This window comes from Enterobacter sp. MF024 (genome assembly GCF_005843915.1).
Classification (GTDB): domain Bacteria; phylum Pseudomonadota; class Gammaproteobacteria; order Enterobacterales; family Enterobacteriaceae; genus Enterobacter; species Enterobacter barmai.
In genome coordinates this window covers 62,014-78,611 of sequence record NZ_VCBB01000011.1, presented here as the reverse complement: position 1 = coordinate 78,611, position 16,598 = coordinate 62,014, and the positions used below count along the sequence as shown (strand labels likewise).

Below are 16,598 nucleotides of genomic sequence, written 5' to 3'. Positions count from 1 at the left end.
ACAGGGACAGACTAATGAAAAAATACCTTTTACCGCTGGTGGCACTGCTGGCTGCCTCATCCGCCTTCGCGGCAGAGACTAAAGAGCTGCGTTTTGGCGTGGATCCGACCTTTGCCCCGTTTGAGTCCAAGAACCCGCAGGGCGAGGTGGTCGGGTTCGATATCGATCTGGGCAATGCCATCTGCCAGCAGCTGCAGGCGAAATGCGTCTGGGTTGAAAGCAATTTCGACGGCATCATTCCGTCCCTGAAGGCGCGTAAGTTTGATGCCATCCTTTCGGGGATGTACATCACCGACAAACGCAAAGAGCAGATTGCCTTTAGCGACAAGATCTACAGCGGCCCGGCCTTCCTGGTGGCACGCAAAAACACGCTTCCCGGCAACAGCGTGGATCAGCTCAAAGGGAAAACCATCGGCGTGGAGCAGGGTTCCGCTCAGGAGACCTATGCCAACGAGCAGTGGCGCGGCAAGGGCGTTAACGTGGTGGCCTATCAGGGTGCGGACCAGGTGATTCGCGACCTGGAATCCGGGCGTATCGATGGGGCGGTGCTCTCAGGGGTGATGGCGGATTATAGCTTCCTCAGCCAACCGCAGGGCAAAGAGTTTGCCTTTGTCGGCGGTGCGTTGCAGGACGACGCCCTGTTTGGCGCCGGGGCGGCCATCGGTCTGCGTAAAGAGGATGAGCAGCTGCGTAAGGATCTGAACGGCGCTATCGCTGCGATCCTCGCCGACGGCACCTATAAAAAGCTCGCCGCGAAATACTTCAGCTTCGATATCTATACCGGCAAATAGCGTTGTTCCGCCCTTCACTGGCTGAAGGGCGGTGATTTCCAGAACTGCGTTAAGGGAGGCGAGTCGCCGTTTAACGGGTCCCGCTCAGGAAACGGCAGCGCAACGATGCGCGCCAGTATCGCTGGGGTCGCCGCCTGCTTGCACAGATCGAACTCCATGCCCGGCGGATACGCCCCTACCACCAGAAAATCGAGGGAGGCTGATAAGCGGCAATGTCCGGTTCCCGCAGGCAGTAACAGTGCATCCCCCGCTTCCACCTCCATCTCTTCCCCGCCAGGCCCGCCAATGACCAGCCGCGCCGATCCCCGGGCAATGCCGAGCACCTCATGTGCGGTGGAGTGGTAATGGTGATAATCGAAGATCCCATCGCGCCACTGGGGCGGCCAGCCGTTGTCGGCGAAGCGTTGTTCAAACTGGGTGGCAATATCGCCATCCGTTATCACCCCTTTATAGATAAGCACCGGCAGATGGGGATTATTCGGCACCCAGTCTTTCGCTGAGAGCATCAGCACCCGGGGCGTAATGGTATCTTTAGCGGTCATGGGTTTTCTCAGTCAGTGATGAAACTCAGTTAAGTGTAGTGCGTTTTTATTTCACTACCGCTACAGCCTTCATCACAGCGGATCCGCTGTTTGCTGCAGATAATGGCGCAGCCAGTTGCCTGCCGTTCCCGGTGGGGAGCGTTTATTCCACAGCAGATCGATCGCCACCGAGCGCGGCCAGCCCGGCACGTTGAGCTGCACCAGCGCTTTTGCGGGGGCGAATTCCTCCACCAGCGCACAGGGCAGCGCGCACCAGCCGAAGCCCTGCACCGCCATGCTGAGCAGCATCAGGTAGTTGGGCGCCGACCAGACCGGCCCCTGCGCCAGCACCGGTTCCCGCTCCAGATAGGTGTTCAGGCGCAGCTCCCGCCAGCCGTGCAGCTCATCGGCTTCAAGGCGCTGTTGCCCGGCCAGCGGATGGCTGGCCGAGGTGTAGATTGCCATATGGGTTTGCATCGGCAGGCGAACGGCGGCGATGTCGGTGGGATAGCTCTCCCGCGCCTCGGTAAGGCCGATTTGCGCCCGCTCTTTTTGCAGCAGGTCGATGACGTCCTCCTCTTCGCCAATCAGACATTCGAATTCGGTATGGGGGAAACGCTCATCAAAACGAAACAGCATATCCTCCAGCACGTCCGGGTGCAGGGTATCGGAGAGGACAAAGGTCAGCCGCGCTTCGGTCTCTTCGCTGAGGGAGACCGCCAGTTCATCCAGCCGGGCGCTGGCGGCCAGAATCGACTGAACATAGCCCAGCACCTGCTTCCCCTGAGCGGTAAGCACCGGCTGGCGGGCGCTGCGATCGAACAGGGCGAAGCCCAGATCGTCTTCCAGATGGGCGATGGCGGTACTGATAGTGGACTGGCTTTTACGCAGGCGGCGGGCTGCGGCGGAGAACGAGCCCGCCGCCACCGTCTCGACAAACGCGGTTAAGGCTTCAGGTGAGTAGCGCATGATGTATCTACTTTATCGATGGGATCTAACTTTTATATATCAGTTTAAACGATAAAAATAGCCGCATTATTTGCCCATCCTGGCATGTTTTGAGGTAAGACGTTATGCAGCACAACGATGTTCAGCGCAGAAAACTGCCGGAACGCATTTTCCACGCCGTCTGTTTTGAAGGTATCGCCACGGCCATTCTCGCCCCGACCACCGCATGGCTGATGCAGCGCCCGGTGCTCGAAATGGGTGGGTTAACCATTATCCTCGCCACCACGGCGATGATCTGGAACATCATCTTTAACGCTGTGTTTGACAGGCTGTGGCCACGACATGAGGTGCCCCGCACCGCGAAAGTCCGCGCCCTGCACGCGCTTGGCTTTGAGGTCGGGTTCATCTTTATCGGCGTCGGCATTGTGTCGCTGGTACTGGGCGTGAGCCTGCTGCAGGCCTTCACCCTGGAGATCGGCTTCTTTATCTTCTTCCTGCCATACACCATGGTTTATAACTGGGCGTATGACACTCTGCGGGATCGCATTATGAAGCGACGCCAGCAGCGCCAGGCTGCCACGTACTAATCCCTCCGGCCGGAAATGCTTTCCGGCCAGCTTCCCGTAGCGTCAACTGCGACCCCAACCCATCATTATGGTAAAATAGTCTCCTTTTTGTTGGTTTTATAGTTGATACGTTTCTCTCATGTCGAAAATCTGGTCTAAAGAAGAGACCCTCTGGAGCTTTGCCCTGTATGGCACGGCCGTGGGCGCAGGAACCCTGTTTCTGCCCATCCAGCTAGGGTCTGCGGGCGCTGTCGTCCTGTTTATCACCGCCCTTGTGGCATATCCATTCACCTACTGGCCCCACAAAGCGTTATGCCAGTTCATCCTGAGCGCAAAAACCAAAGGTAGCGAAGGGATCACCGGCGCGGTCACGCACTACTACGGGAAGAAGATCGGCAATCTGATCACCACGCTCTATTTCATCGCCTTTTTTGTGGTGGTGCAGATCTATGCCGTGGCCATCACCAACTCCCTGACGGAACAGCTGGCGAAGCATATGACGGTAGACACCACCGTGCGGGTGCTGGTGAGCCTCGGCGTGGTGCTGGCATTGAACCTGATCTTTCTGATGGGGCGGCACGTCACCATCCGGGTGATGGGTTTTCTGGTCTTTCCGCTCATCGCTTACTTTCTGCTGGTGTCACTCTATCTCACCCAGAGCTGGCAGCCGTCGCTGCTTACCAGCCAGATGGCCTTCGATCAACATACGCTCCACCAGGTGTGGATCTCCATTCCGGTGATGGTGTTTGCCTTCAGCCATACTCCGATTATCTCGACCTTTGCCGTCGATCGGCAGGAGAAATATGGCGATGCCGCGATGGGCAAATGCACCCGCATCATGAAAGTGGCCTACCTGATTATCTGCCTGAGCGTACTGTTCTTCGTCTTCAGCTGCCTGCTGTCGATCCCCCCGTCGTACATCGTCGCCGCCAAAGAGCAAGGTGTGACTATTCTCTCGGCACTGTCCATGATGCCCTCCTCCCCCTCCTGGCTTGGGATCTCCGGGATTGTGGTCGCCATTGTCGCCATGTCGAAGTCGTTTCTCGGGACCTATTTCGGGGTGATTGAGGGGGCCACCGAGATGGTGAAGTCCGCGTTAAATCAGGCTGGGGTGAAGAAAAGCCGGGCCTTTAACCGGGCCGTGTCGGTGATGGGCGTATCCTTGATCACCTTTGCGGTATGCTGCATTAATCCCAACGCCATCTCGATGATCTACGCCATCAGCGGGCCGCTTATCGCCATGATCTTGTTTATCATGCCGACCCTGTCGACCTTCCTCATTCCGGCCCTGAAGCCATACCGCTCCGTCGGCAATGTGCTGACGCTGATTGTCGGGGTGCTGTGCGTGTCGGTGATGTTTATCGCTTAAGAGAGAACCTGCAGCAGGCTGCAGGTTCAGAATCAGGCGCGGATATCGTCGTATTCGCGGGTGTTATCAAATTCATGTTTGGCGAACGGGCACAGGGGAATGATTTTGCGGTTTTCAGCGCGCATCTTTTCCACGACCTTCGCCACCAGCTGTTTGCCCACGCCCTGACCTTTCAGGCTGGGATCGACATCCGTATGCTCGATAATGCTGAGATGCTCGCCGGTAGGAACAAAAACGATCTCCGCGACCTGATTGCCTTCGGCATCGTTCACGTAAAACTTGTTATGGCCTTCCTGAATTTCCATGGTTTCTCGCTTATTTGTGGCGGTATTTGAGTGCGCCGCTTGGGCAGGAGTCGATCACACGCACAACCGTATCGACATCCACTTCATCGGGGATGATCCACGGCTTACGTTTCAGGTTGAAGAGCTTAGCGCTGCCGCGCACGCAGTTTCCCGAGTGCTGACAGATACCGGTGTTAAAGTAGACGTCAATTTTCTCACCGGTATAGGCCCGGTATCCCGCTTCCAGCAGTTCGTTATCCATGACATTGCCTCTGTTGTTATTATGGGGTCCGGGAACAAGCATAGCGCGATATTATCATTCAACCTACTGAGACAGTGCTAATTTTAAAAGCTTATGACCGGACCTCACGAGACGAATTCCAGTGGCGAGCATACGGAATATTTAAAAATAAACAACATTACTCTGCAATCTGCCTATCCAGACGGGATAATTAACGCTGTTTTTCAGCAATACAGGTCAGATAATGAGAACCATACCATCCTTCATACTGTTATTCAGTATGATTTCAGTCAGCGGTTGTAGCACGCCGACACCAGACAAAGTAGAGCAGATTAACCGAATGCACATTCCTTTAGTGCTTCCTGGTGCAAAAACGCTACCTGTCCCGACATCACATATCGCCTCGCTGTACAATACCAATAAACAGGATATTGCTACGCTTACCGATACGATAAAAAAACAATATTTACAGGATGTAAAACAGAAAGAGATATTCGAAATGGATAGCGATGTGCAGCCAGTCTACACATCCCTTTCCAGATTAGAAGCATTAGCCATGATGAATCAGCAATACCTTAAAGAAAATAATGAAACAGGGTTGGAGCAGATTCAGATCGTGCTAAAACCGGTTCTGGCAGGCTAATCCCCAATATAAAAAAACCCGGCAGTTAAGTGCCGGGCTTGTACGCAGAGTCATGGCTACAGGTACGTCAATCGTTCTGGCCAAAACGATAACTCAGCCCGGCCGTAACCGTACTAACGTCAGCGCTTACCCCAATCTGATTGGCATTACCTACGTTGCTTACCCATTGATATTCAAGGCGTCCTGCCCAGTTTTTGTTGAAGGCATACTCGGTGCCCACAGCAGCCAGCGGACGAACACCGGTTTCAAAGCGATTATGACCGCTTACATCAGATTCCGCCCGGTATCCCATTGCCCCGGCCCGGCCATACAGGTCCCACTCTGGCGTGATGGCATAGCTCGCTTTCAGGGACATCTGGATCCCCTGACTTTTCAGTGTGGCTCCGGCGCCGCTGTGATGACCTTTAATCTGCATGTTACCTAAATAGTCGTAGCCACCTTCGACAGCCAGCCACGAGTTAATCTGGTAACCGGTGTAAATTCCACCACCTACGTTGTCATGGTCTACGTCAAAATGGTTTGAGCCACTATTATTATCCAGCGCTTTGCTACCTGTACTGGCATCGAAATAGTGTGACCAACCGAACTTTCCACCACTGTACCAGGTTCCGGCATCGCCCGCGGCAAACGCTGCGGTAGTCGTGAAAGCACTTACGATAATTAAAGCAACAACGGTCTTTTTCATAACAATCTCGTTTAAACTTACTGGAGGTAAATTTCGTTATTTATTTCAGTAGGCAAACGATATACAAAAACCGCTGTCAGGTTAATTATCATTCTGTTTAAAATTAAATTTTCAATCAAAAATTTTCGGGTAACGCCTTTATTTCCAGGAGATAACCGCCACGTTTGAAGCCAATATAGCCCTCTTTTTTCAACGCGGAGATCACATTCAATACACTGCTGCGCGAAAGTAGCGTTCTGTCCTGAATATAATCCAGAATTGATGTTCGCATGCGCGTCTGTTCCGGCAGCGTTATCATCTCCAGCAGATGGTTACGTATTACCGAATAGGTTCGTTGTTGCACGACTAATGCATCACGGTAAAACAGATAAGCGGTATGGTACGAGAGCACCGCGGCAACGTCCTCCCACAGCCCCTGCTGGCAGATGATCTCAGCCGCCAGTTTTGCATCAATCCGTAACATTGTTGATTCAGATTCGGTACGCAAAATATGGCCTTTCGTCGGCTGGATCATCTCTGCAATGCCAAAAAGATGCGCTTCATACACGGTGACAATCAGCAGCCCATCGGAGGCACGCAGTATGGAGAGCTCCCCCTCAAGAAAAAAGTAGAGCTGGGGACGGCCTTTGTAGTTCCAGGTCATTCTTTTGCGCGGGATCACCTGGATTTTATCAGCAATGGGCTCAAGCGCAGTCAACAAACGCTGCATGGAATTTTCAGGACGTATGGGTGACATAAGATGCATAGTATTACCTGATAGCTTTGCATCACAGCCAGATTAGCCTCTGGAGCAAACCTGTAAGTTGCGCGGTGCGGCCTGATTCGCCTCTGCAGCACCCTGACTTTGATGCAGATTTAAAACACTTTCCGATATTCAGATATAGCAATATCTCTACGGCGGGTAAAATTTATGTTGTTTATTTTTAAATTTTTTACAATGAGCAAGGTCGGGAGGTGGGGAGCTTGTTCGAAGATTGTAAACTGTTGGTAAGCATATATCAGGTGGCAAAACGCTGGAGTAGATTCGATAATCTGGACAATAAAACCCACCATTTCAGTTGCGCATAATTAATTTCTGCTTTATTCCCCCCCCCCGCGCTTACATTAACTTACGGCCACTGTCAAAATGTATTGATGCGATAACCACTATTTCCTGACCATTATTATCCTGGAGCGGATATTGTTGGCAACGCTCATTGTTTTATACTTCAAACATCCCTTATAAATCGCAAAAAAGGTAAGGTCACTATAGCAGAGATATAAAGGTTTAAGTTTAAAGCAGCGCCCCTCACAGGAGTGAGGTTGTGAGTAAATTAAATTATTATATAAGGATATAAAATGATTAATCAGTTGAAAAAAGTAGCACTGCTTGTGGCTGTAGGGATTTTACCTTGTGCTGTTTTTGCAGCACCTACAGTGACTTTCCAGGGCGAGGTCACCGATCAGACTTGTTCTGTCAATATTAACGGACAAACAAACTCTGTCGTGATGCTGCCAACCGTCGCCACCGCTGATTTTGGAACGACGCTGGCAAATGGGCAGAAAGCGGGTCTCACGCCATTCACTGTTTCCGTTAGTGGATGTACTGCGCCTGAGGCCGATCTTAATATAAAGACTAAATTCCTGGGATATGATGTTGATGTCTCTTCAGGGGTGCTGGGTAACCGCGCGACAGATAATGCTGCTGTTGGTTACGGTATTCAGTTAACCGCTTCCAGCGATGGAACTAACCCTGTCATCCTTTCTGGTCCAACCTCTGTTAGCGGTCTGGTTCTGAAAGCAACTGAAACGTCAGCAAGCCATGATTTTGGTGCGCAATATTATGTGGTCGATGCTGCTTCCGCCAAGCCAGGTAAAATCACTGCTGTTGCAGAGTATACCCTGAGCTATTTCTGATTGTTCTGAACTGGCTGGAGGAAGACTTCCAGCCAGAATTCCGCCGCACATTTATTAATAATTCAGGAGAGCGTAACATGCGCACTTATTCCACTTTGCTGGTTACGCTTTTTTTAATTCTCAGCCAGAACGCTTTTGCCAGCGTGGTAATGACTGGCACCCGAATAATCTATCCAGCCCAGAACCGGGAAAAATGCGTTCAGTTAAGAAACCAGGATAGTCTACCTTATATTGTCCAGATTGAGACGGACAAGGGTCAGAAAAATAGTGCTTCAGAGGATGGCGATTTTGTTATTACGCCACAAATATTTCGCATGGAGCCTAAAGCGGGACAGTCGGTGCGTTTGATGTACACAGGTAAAAATTTACCTCAGGATCGTGAGGCGATTTTTTATATGAATTTCACCCAGTTACCCGCCACTAAAACAGCAAATCAAGGCAGTAATCAACTGGTCCTCTCCATAACAAACCGCGTAAAAATATTTTATCGTCCTCAGGGAATAACCGGTCGCCAGGGCGATACCGCGAAGAATCTTACCTTCGCGCTGAAAGGGAAAAACATTCAGGTGACAAACCCTGGAGGCTATTTTGCCGTTATTCGCCGGGCCAGCCTGATAATTCAGGGCCGCGAAGTCCGCCTGGCGGATTCGGTAATGGTCGCCCCTAAATCCTCCAGTGAATGGTCGCTTTCCACTCCCGTAAAAAGTCTTAAAGGCGCGCGTTTACGGCTGACGTTAGTGAACGACTACGGCATGGATACCGTCAGTGAAAGGGTGCTGTAAAAAAAGAGCAGCACGCATTATTTCGCACAGGCGGATAACGCAAATGAAATACGTTGTTATTTTATGTGCTGTTATCGCTTCTGTTCCTGTGGCGCTGGCGGCTGGCGGTCCTGATGACTCATCAGCAGACGATTATACTTTTGAACCCGCCCTGTTTCGCGGGGGGAAATTCAGTCAGGCTACCCTGGAGCAGTTTACACGGAAAGACAGTATTGCCGCAGGCATCTACAAAGTAGATGTCTATGTAAACACCCGATTTATCGACACCATGAGCGTCGAATTTGTTAACGATGCAGACAATAGCGTCGCCCTCTGCCTGTCACCGGAACTTTTCAAAAGCGCCGGAATTAAATTTGATCCGCAGGCATCCGCCCACGCCAAAACCGATAAGGGCTGTTTTTTATTCAGCCAGGCGGTGAAAGGCAGCAGTGTCGATATGAATATGGCCGAGCTGCGCCTGAATCTTAGCGTGCCGCAAACGGATATGAGCAACGATGCGCGCGGCTATGTTAACCCTGACGATTTAGACGTCGGCAGTGCGATGGGGTTTGTCAATTACATCAGTAACTACTACCACGTCTCCTATTCCGGGGAGAACACCAACGATCAGGATTCCGCGTGGTTATCCCTGAACGGCGGGCTTAATCTCGGCAAATGGCAGTACCGACAAATATCCAACCTGAACTGGAGCCGGGATAGCGGCAGCGACTGGCAAAACATTCGTCGCTATCTGCAAAGACCGCTGCCGAAGATCGGCAGCCAGATGATGATGGGCCAGCTCGTGACTTCAGGGCGCTTTTTCTCCGGTATGAATTACAAAGGCGTCAGCCTGGCGAGCGACGATCGCATGCTGCCTGATTCCATGCGAGGCTATGCACCGGTGATCCGCGGCGTCGCATCCAGCAACGCTAAAGTATCGGTGCGTCAGAATGGCCAGGAAATTTACCAGACCACGGTCGCTCCCGGCGCATTTGAAATTACCGACCTCTACCCTACCAGCTATAGCGGCGACCTTGATGTAGAAGTGACCGAGGCCGACGGCTCCGTCAACCGGTTCAGCGTCCCGTTTTCTGCGGTTCCCGAGTCCATGCGCGCGGGCGTTTCTCGCTACAGCGTTGAGATGGGGAAAACGCTCGATAGCGGCGATGAATCGGCTTTTAGCGATCTCACCTGGCAACGTGGTTTAAGTAACAGCGTCACCATGAACAGCGGGCTGCGCCTCGCAGATGCTTATCAGGCCGTGATGCTGGGCGGGGTTTACGGCAGCTGGTTTGGCGCACTGGGAATGGACATGACCTGGTCGCATGCCGAACTCCCGGATACGGGCTATATCAGCGGGGGAATGGCGCATCTCTCCTGGAGCAAAACGTTTCCGGCAACGGACACCACGGTGTCACTTGCTGGCTATCGCTATTCCACCAGCGGCTACCGGGATCTCACTGATGTCCTCGGTGTACGCCAGGCCGCGAAAACAGGCGAAAGCTGGGAGTCCACCACCTACAGCCAGCAGTCCCGCTTTGAGCTCTCCCTGAATCAGAACCTTGGGGAGCTCGGGAGCGTGTTCCTGTCAGGCTCAACCCAGGATTATCGCGATGGCCGCAGCCGGGATACGCAGCTGCAGTTTGGTTACAGCAAAAGCTTCATGTACGGGATCGGCGCGAACCTGTCCATCTCCCGTCAGCAGATGGGGGATTATGACGACAGTGGCACCATGGAGACGGTGACATCGCTGTCTGTCTCCATCCCGCTGGGCACTACCGATCCGCGCGCCCCGACCCTGAGTAACTCCTGGACCCACTCCACCAACGGCGGGGATCAGTATCAGAGTTCGGTCTCCGGCATGCTTGATGAGAAACAGACGACCAACTACGGCATCAACGTGAGTCGCGATCAGCAGTACAAGCAGACCGTAATCAGCGGGAACCTGCAGAAGCGCCTGGCCGATACAACAGTAGGGCTGAATGCCGCGCAGGGCCAGGGATACTGGCAGGCGTCCGGCAATGCCCAGGGCGCGATGGCTATCCATTCGGGTGGGATCACATTAGGCCCCTATCTGAGCGATACCTTTGCCCTGGTTGAAGCGAAAGGCGCCGAGGGCGCCCAGGTATACAACTCTCAGCAGGTAACCGTCGACGGCAATGGCTATGCGCTTATCCCTGCCGTCACGCCGTATCGCTACAACCGGATAACGCTCGATCCGCAAAATATGGATGGCGATGCCGAGCTGGTCGATAGCGAAAAACGAATTGCACCGGTTGCAGGGGCGGCCAGCAAAGTGGTGTTCCGCACACGTCGCGGCACGGCGCTGTTGATCAAATCGCGCTTCCCGGACGGGGAAGTTTTGCCTCTTGGGGCCGATGTCCTGGATGACAACGGCAACATTGTCGGCATGACCGGTCAGGGCGGGCAGATCTATGTTCGCAGTGAACAAACCAGTGGGCGGTTTACCGTGCGCTGGGGTGAGCAGCCCAGCGATCGCTGCTACCTGCCCTTTACCATCGCCCACGCCGAAGCCGGGCAGCCCATGGTCAGATTAACGTCAGTATGTTCAGGTTAAGGTTCAGGAAGTGATGATGAAAAAAAACAGAGGATTGCTACTGAAACTCTGCCTCGGCCTTGCGCTGCTCCTGAGTGCCATGCCCGGATGGAGTCGTTGCACTAAGACCACTAAACTGCAAACGGAGGACGGCTATACGGCGATCATTCCGTTCGGAAAAATCAACCTGACGGATACGTATTTCGTTCCGGTAGGCTCCTTACTGGGAAGCGTCGTGGTACCGCCCACAAATTACACCTATGGCGGCTCGACGGGCTCGACGGTGCTCTGGGAGTGTGACGAGGCGGATCTCGCAAACATCTATTTCCTGGTGGCGACCAACGGTGATGACCGGGTGGGCGGCTACTATGACATTGGTACTAATGATGGGCTGACGGACGTCTATGCAACCTGGTTCGCTTACGTTGGGTTACGTCAGACCATGGCGGGCATAACGCTAAAACGCACCTGGCAGAAAATGCCCGTTACCTCGTGGGCCACCACCTCAGCAGGGAAAATTCAGATTCGCCTCCAGGATATCCCGCCGCTGCAGGCCGAGCTGTACCGCATTAGCACCTTACCAGGAACGTCGGCTAAATCAGCCTATTGTGGAAACAATAATACTGATGGTTCTGGTCTGGCCTACGGCAAACCTACCGGCAAGGTATACAGCTGCATACAACCGAACGCCTACATTCAGCTTTCCGGCGATCCCTCTGTTTCATTTGCTTTCGCCCACGATGAGGTCGGGGAAGATAGCTCTACAGATTTTAGTTTCTGGGGAGCAGATAACGGCTTTGGCTATGGGATGCGTACCGGCAGCTCCATTTACAGCAACCCAACCTGCGTGGCCCGCAGTGCGGATCCAATAGTCCTTCTGCCGACAATCTCTACCGCCGAGCTGGAAGCCGGGATGGGGGCAAGCTCGTCGTTTTCGGTGCAGGTTGAGTGCAGTGATTCGGCTAAGTCCGGGGTGGCCGATACGCAGACGGCGATGGGTTTCCAGGTTTCTGAAGGCGCCTATGCCGCGGCGCAGTCCCTGGGACTGGTCAACAGTAGCGGCGGCGTGAGCGCACTGGTGTCGGATAACTATAACGCCCCGGATATGGCGAAAGGGGTAGGTATTACGCTGGCAAACAGTGCTAATCCGGGACAAACCCTTAACTTTGTCGGCCAGCCTGGTATAGCAACGCTTAAGCCGGGCGGAAACAGCGCGGGCTGGTACCCGGTGTTGCAGGGCGCTAAAGCGATGGGCAGCGTCACGAGCGGCTATACCTATTACACCTACTCCTTTATCGCCACGCTAAAAAAACTGAGCGGCAAGGAGATAACGCCAGGTAAGGTGCATGCGACGGCGTATGTGCTGGTGAAAATGCAATGATGAAAAGGTCTGTTCTCTGGCTTCTGTGCCTGCTGTTCTCATCCCCGCTGCATGCAGGGATTATGGCTGCCGGCACGCGGGTAATTTATCCGGCGGGCAAGCGGGAGCAATCGCTGATGCTGGTGAATACCAATAAGTATCCGGTGGTCGTGCAGAGCTGGGTGGATGACGGCACAGGCGATCCGGAATCTGCCGCCGCGCCTTTTGTCGCGCTGCCTGCGGTGTTTCGTCTGAAACCGGGAGAGCGTCAGGGGTTACGGCTTATCTACAATCAGGATCCTTTGCCCCACGATCGTGAGTCCGTTTTTTGGATCAATCTTTATGAGATCCCTCCCCTGTCGGCAAAAAAGGCTGAATCTGCACGCCTGACGGTGGCGATGAATACGCAAATGAAGCTGTTCTGGCGCCCAAAAGGTCTCACCATGACGCTGGAAGAGGCGGTGAAAAAGCTGGCTTTTCGTCTGGTACCCGATGGCAAAGGCTGGGCGGTTGAGTGCAATAACCCTACACCGCTGAATATCTCGTTTACCTCGCTTGCTCTGTTAAAGGGTACGCATGAACAGAAGGTCACCCAGCAACCCGATATGATGATCAGAACATTCAGCACGCGGCGTTATCCGCTGGATGCGGTTAAGGGCATGCCGGACGGATCGCGACTGCGTGTTCGATATTTAAATGACAGCGGGGTATCGGTAGAAAAAATGGTTTCGCTGCAGCAATAGAGTGGGTTAGCTGCGGGATAAGTTCTTGCATAGAAAGAGGTTCTGGAGCGGGCGAAGGGAATCGAACCCTCGTATAGAGCTTGGGAAGCTCTCGTTCTACCATTGAACTACGCCCGCTTTGAGGTGCGTAAAGCATTATAGACCTTACGCCCCTTCTGACAAGACTCCCGCGCGCTAACCGGCGATAAAATAACCACTTAGCACTTCGGTTTACCGCCCGGCGCGGGTAGATAGCGTACCGGATCGATAGCCGTCGCCCGATAGCGGATCTGGAAATGCAGCGCCACGGTATTGGATCCGGTACTGCCCATAGTGGCGATCTTCTGTCCGGCCTTCACGTTTTGCCCGTTATTCACCAGCATGGTGTCGTTATGGGCATAGGCGGTGATGTAATCCTCGCCATGCTTAATCATGATCAGGTTGCCATAACCGCGCAGCTGATTGCCGACGTAAACCACCTTCCCCGCATCGGAGGCATAAACCGGTGCGCCACGGGTGCCCGCGATATCAATGCCTTTGTTTCCCCCTTCCGCGGTGGAGTAAGGAAGCACCACTTTACCGCTGGCAGGCCAGACCCAGCAGCGCTGGCCGACAGGCGGCCAGGAGGATTTAGGCACGACGTAAGAAGGCGTGACGGCGGCGGTTTTCCCGCGGCTCTTTGAGGAGGATTTTTTGGCCGTGGTGCTGGTGCCGTTAACCTTCAGCTTTTGCCCCACTTCGATGGTGTAAGGCGGAGAAATATTGTTCAGGCGTGCCAGATCCTTCACGCTGGTGCCGGTCGCACGCGAGATGCGGTACAGCGTATCGCCGCGTTTAACGGTATACACACCAGAATCCGATGAGTTACTGCCCGCACATCCCGCCAGCAACAGGGCCAGGATCAGGCAAAACAGAGCAGAAACAGGGTTTTTCGTCGGGCTTCCTGCAAACAAAACAGTTCCTCGTCAACGTGAATGGCCGCGCTATCATAGCAGCCTCACCCCGGATGCCCAAGAGCACCCTATGCGACAAACAGTTTTGTGACGATTACGCTATAATCGCCGCGGCCTGGCCGTGCTGAACTTAGCGGATAACAAGTCAGTATCGCCCGGCGATTTCAGCACGGGAGTGATAATGGGTACACACGAACACGTCATTTTGGTTAACGACCACGGAACGGCTATCGGAACAGCGGAAAAATACGCCGTACACACCTCGCACACCCCTCTTCATCTGGCTTTCTCCTGTTGGCTATTCAACGACAAAGGGGAAACGCTGGTCACGCGTCGCGCCATGAGTAAGAAAGCCTGGGCCGGCGTCTGGACCAACTCGGTTTGCGGTCATCCGCAGCAGGGTGAAACCCTGGAGCAGGCGATGATCCGCCGCTGTCGCTATGAAGTCGGCACAGAAATCGCCGGGATCGCACCGGTCGCCCCGGCATTTCGCTACCGCGAAACCGATCCTTCCGGGATTGTCGAAAATGAGATCTGCCCGGTTTTTGCGGCGCGTGCCGTCAGCGATCTGGTGATTAATCGCGACGAGGTGATGGAACATCAGTGGGTAAAACTGGAGGCACTGCTCGGCGCGCTGGAAGCCACACCCTGGGCGTTCAGCCCGTGGATGGTTATGGAAGCCCGGGCTGCGAGAGAAGCATTACTTCACTTCGCGGCCAACGCGAAGCAATAAAAAAGCCCCGACGCGTAACACGTCGGGGCTTTTTAGCAACAGTGGCTTATTTTACCGGACGCATCGCCGGGAACAGGATCACGTCGCGGATGGTGTGGCTGTTGGTAAACAGCATCACCATACGGTCGATACCAATACCAAGACCTGCAGTTGGCGGCAGGCCGTGTTCCAGCGCGGTCACGTAGTCTTCGTCGAAGAACATCGCTTCGTCGTCGCCCGCCGCTTTCGCATCAACCTGATCCTGGAAGCGCTGCGCCTGGTCTTCTGCATCGTTCAGCTCGCTAAAGCCGTTGCCGATTTCGCGGCCACCGATGAAGAATTCAAAGCGGTCAGTGATTTCCGGGTTCTCGTCGTTACGACGCGCCAGCGGAGAAACTTCAGCCGGGTATTCGGTGATGAAGGTAGGCTGAATCAGGTGCGCTTCGGCCACTTCTTCGAAGATCTCGGTCACGATACGGCCCAGACCCCAGCTCTTCTCAACCTTGATACCGATGCTCTCAGCGATCGCTTTCGCGGAGTCGAAGTTATCCAGATCCGCCATCTCGGTTTCCGGACGGTATTTCTTGATTGCTTCGCGCATGGTCAGCTTAACGAACGGCTTACCGAAGTCGAACACCTCGTCACCGTATGGCACTTCGGTTTTACCCAGAATATTCTGCGCCAGGGTACGGAACAGGGATTCGGTCAGCTCGATCAGATCTTTGTAATCCGCGTAGGCCATATAGAGTTCCATCATGGTGAACTCTGGGTTATGGCGTACGGAGATACCTTCGTTACGGAAGTTACGGTTGATCTCGAATACGCGATCGAAACCACCGACCACCAGACGCTTCAGGTACAGTTCCGGCGCGATACGCAGGTACATGTCAAGGTCCAGGGCATTGTGATGGGTGATGAATGGACGCGCGGACGCACCGCCCGGGATCACCTGCATCATCGGAGTTTCGACTTCCATAAAGTCGCGGCCAACCATGAACTGGCGGATACCGGCCATGATCTGGGAGCGAATTTTAAAGGTGTTGCGGGATTCATCGTTTGAGATGAGATCCAGGTAACGCTGACGATAGCGCGCTTCCTGATCCTGCAGACCGTGGAATTTGTCCGGCAGCGGGCGCAGGGCTTTGGTCAGCAGACGCAGCTCGGTGCAGTGAATGGACAGCTCGCCGGTTTTGGTTTTGAACAGCTTGCCTTTCGCGCCCAGGATATCGCCCAGGTCCCACTTTTTGAACTGCTCGTTGTAGATGCCTTCTGGCAGATCGTCGCGAGAAACATACAGCTGAATGCGGCCGCCAACGTCCTGTAGCGTAATGAAGGACGCTTTACCCATAATACGGCGGGTCATCATGCGGCCTGCAACGGCGACTTCAACGTTCAGCGCTTCCAGCTCTTCGTTCTCTTTATCGTCGAAGTCAGCGTGCAGTTGGTCTGAGGTGCGATCGCGACGAAAATCGTTCGGGAACGGCACGCCCTGCTCGCGCAGTGCAGCCAGCTTCTCGCGGCGGGTTTTCAGTTCATTGTTAAGATCGGCTACCGCGTCAGCGCCCTGTGCGTTTTGTTCAGACATGTTG

General features: G+C 53.8%; 18 protein-coding genes and 1 tRNA gene. 10 read left to right on the top strand and 9 right to left on the bottom strand.

What is annotated here, in order from left to right:
- Positions 1–14: 14 nt before the first annotated feature.
- Positions 15–791 (top strand): lysine/arginine/ornithine ABC transporter substrate-binding protein, encoded by a 777-nt coding sequence (locus tag FFB58_RS17160; RefSeq protein ID WP_138370517.1) that lies wholly within the window; start codon positions 15–17, stop codon positions 789–791.
- Positions 792–805: 14 nt separating this feature from the next.
- Here FFB58_RS17160 and FFB58_RS17155 read toward each other — a convergent pair whose 3' ends face one another.
- Together FFB58_RS17155 and FFB58_RS17150 are read right to left on the bottom strand one after the other, a co-directional pair.
- Complete coding sequence (locus tag FFB58_RS17155; RefSeq protein WP_138370516.1) at positions 806–1,333, bottom strand: cupin domain-containing protein; 528 nt, start codon at positions 1,331–1,333, stop codon at positions 806–808.
- A 72-nt stretch (positions 1,334–1,405) separates the two neighbouring features.
- On the bottom strand, positions 1,406–2,281 hold the full coding sequence (locus tag FFB58_RS17150) for a LysR family transcriptional regulator (protein WP_039029869.1): 876 nt from the start codon (positions 2,279–2,281) through the stop codon (positions 1,406–1,408).
- A 104-nt stretch (positions 2,282–2,385) separates the two neighbouring features.
- Between FFB58_RS17150 and FFB58_RS17145 the strand changes: the two genes are divergently transcribed.
- Both FFB58_RS17145 and FFB58_RS17140 read left to right on the top strand, forming a co-directional pair.
- Positions 2,386–2,847: a multidrug/biocide efflux PACE transporter gene (locus FFB58_RS17145; protein ID WP_039029868.1), complete on the top strand. Its 462-nt coding sequence runs from the start codon at positions 2,386–2,388 to the stop codon at positions 2,845–2,847.
- 118 nt (positions 2,848–2,965) lie between these two features.
- Positions 2,966–4,195 (top strand): amino acid permease, encoded by a 1,230-nt coding sequence (locus FFB58_RS17140; RefSeq protein WP_138370515.1) that lies wholly within the window; start codon positions 2,966–2,968, stop codon positions 4,193–4,195.
- A 32-nt stretch (positions 4,196–4,227) separates the two neighbouring features.
- Here the strand turns inward: FFB58_RS17140 and FFB58_RS17135 are convergent, their stop codons facing one another.
- Complete coding sequence (locus FFB58_RS17135; protein ID WP_039029866.1) at positions 4,228–4,500, bottom strand: GNAT family N-acetyltransferase; 273 nt, start codon at positions 4,498–4,500, stop codon at positions 4,228–4,230.
- A 10-nt stretch (positions 4,501–4,510) separates the two neighbouring features.
- Positions 4,511–4,741, bottom strand: a complete 231-nt coding sequence (yjdI, locus tag FFB58_RS17130; protein WP_138370514.1) for a 4Fe-4S mono-cluster protein YjdI — start codon at positions 4,739–4,741, stop codon at positions 4,511–4,513.
- Positions 4,742–5,000: 259 nt separating this feature from the next.
- Here yjdI and FFB58_RS17125 point away from each other — a divergent pair, with 259 nt between their 5' ends.
- Positions 5,001–5,363, top strand: coding sequence for a hypothetical protein (locus tag FFB58_RS17125; RefSeq protein WP_286172798.1), 363 nt, complete (start codon positions 5,001–5,003; stop codon positions 5,361–5,363).
- Positions 5,364–5,430: 67 nt separating this feature from the next.
- Here FFB58_RS17125 and FFB58_RS17120 read toward each other — a convergent pair whose 3' ends face one another.
- On the bottom strand, positions 5,431–6,048 hold the full coding sequence (locus FFB58_RS17120; protein WP_039029863.1) for an outer membrane beta-barrel protein: 618 nt from the start codon (positions 6,046–6,048) through the stop codon (positions 5,431–5,433).
- Between the two features lie 115 nt (positions 6,049–6,163).
- Positions 6,164–6,793 carry a helix-turn-helix domain-containing protein gene (locus FFB58_RS17115; RefSeq protein WP_138370512.1) on the bottom strand — a complete coding sequence of 210 codons (630 nt, stop codon included), beginning with the start codon at positions 6,791–6,793 and terminating at the stop codon, positions 6,164–6,166.
- Positions 6,794–7,386: 593 nt separating this feature from the next.
- Here FFB58_RS17115 and FFB58_RS17110 point away from each other — a divergent pair.
- From FFB58_RS17110 to FFB58_RS17090, 5 genes are all read left to right on the top strand, one after another.
- A complete protein-coding gene (locus FFB58_RS17110) occupies positions 7,387–7,944 on the top strand; it encodes a fimbrial protein (RefSeq protein ID WP_039029861.1) in 558 nt (185 codons plus the stop codon).
- A gap of 77 nt (positions 7,945–8,021) precedes the next feature.
- The gene (locus FFB58_RS17105; RefSeq protein ID WP_138370511.1) at positions 8,022–8,726 is read left to right on the top strand and encodes a molecular chaperone; all 705 of its coding nucleotides are present in this window, start codon (positions 8,022–8,024) and stop codon (positions 8,724–8,726) included.
- 43 nt (positions 8,727–8,769) lie between these two features.
- Positions 8,770–11,283, top strand: coding sequence for a fimbria/pilus outer membrane usher protein (locus FFB58_RS17100; protein WP_039029859.1), 2,514 nt, complete (start codon positions 8,770–8,772; stop codon positions 11,281–11,283).
- A gap of 79 nt (positions 11,284–11,362) precedes the next feature.
- A complete protein-coding gene (locus FFB58_RS17095; RefSeq protein WP_231568131.1) occupies positions 11,363–12,643 on the top strand; it encodes a fimbrial protein in 1,281 nt (426 codons plus the stop codon).
- Positions 12,640–13,365: a molecular chaperone gene (locus tag FFB58_RS17090; RefSeq protein ID WP_138370510.1), complete on the top strand. Its 726-nt coding sequence runs from the start codon at positions 12,640–12,642 to the stop codon at positions 13,363–13,365. Before FFB58_RS17095 ends, FFB58_RS17090 begins: the two co-directional genes overlap by 4 nt.
- Before the next feature lie 43 nt (positions 13,366–13,408).
- On the opposite strand, the gene FFB58_RS17085 is transcribed toward FFB58_RS17090, so the two are convergent.
- Together FFB58_RS17085 and actS are read right to left on the bottom strand one after the other, a co-directional pair.
- Positions 13,409–13,482: transfer RNA gene (locus tag FFB58_RS17085), tRNA-Gly, on the bottom strand.
- Between the two features lie 80 nt (positions 13,483–13,562).
- Positions 13,563–14,297 (bottom strand): amidase activator ActS, encoded by a 735-nt coding sequence (gene actS, locus FFB58_RS17080; RefSeq protein WP_039029843.1) that lies wholly within the window; start codon positions 14,295–14,297, stop codon positions 13,563–13,565.
- A gap of 181 nt (positions 14,298–14,478) precedes the next feature.
- Here actS and idi point away from each other — a divergent pair, with 181 nt between their 5' ends.
- On the top strand, positions 14,479–15,030 hold the full coding sequence (idi, locus tag FFB58_RS17075; RefSeq protein ID WP_039029842.1) for an isopentenyl-diphosphate Delta-isomerase: 552 nt from the start codon (positions 14,479–14,481) through the stop codon (positions 15,028–15,030).
- A gap of 46 nt (positions 15,031–15,076) precedes the next feature.
- Here the strand turns inward: idi and lysS are convergent, their stop codons facing one another.
- Positions 15,077–16,594 (bottom strand): lysine--tRNA ligase, encoded by a 1,518-nt coding sequence (lysS, locus tag FFB58_RS17070; protein ID WP_039029841.1) that lies wholly within the window; start codon positions 16,592–16,594, stop codon positions 15,077–15,079.
- Between the last annotated feature and the right edge of the window lie 4 nt (positions 16,595–16,598).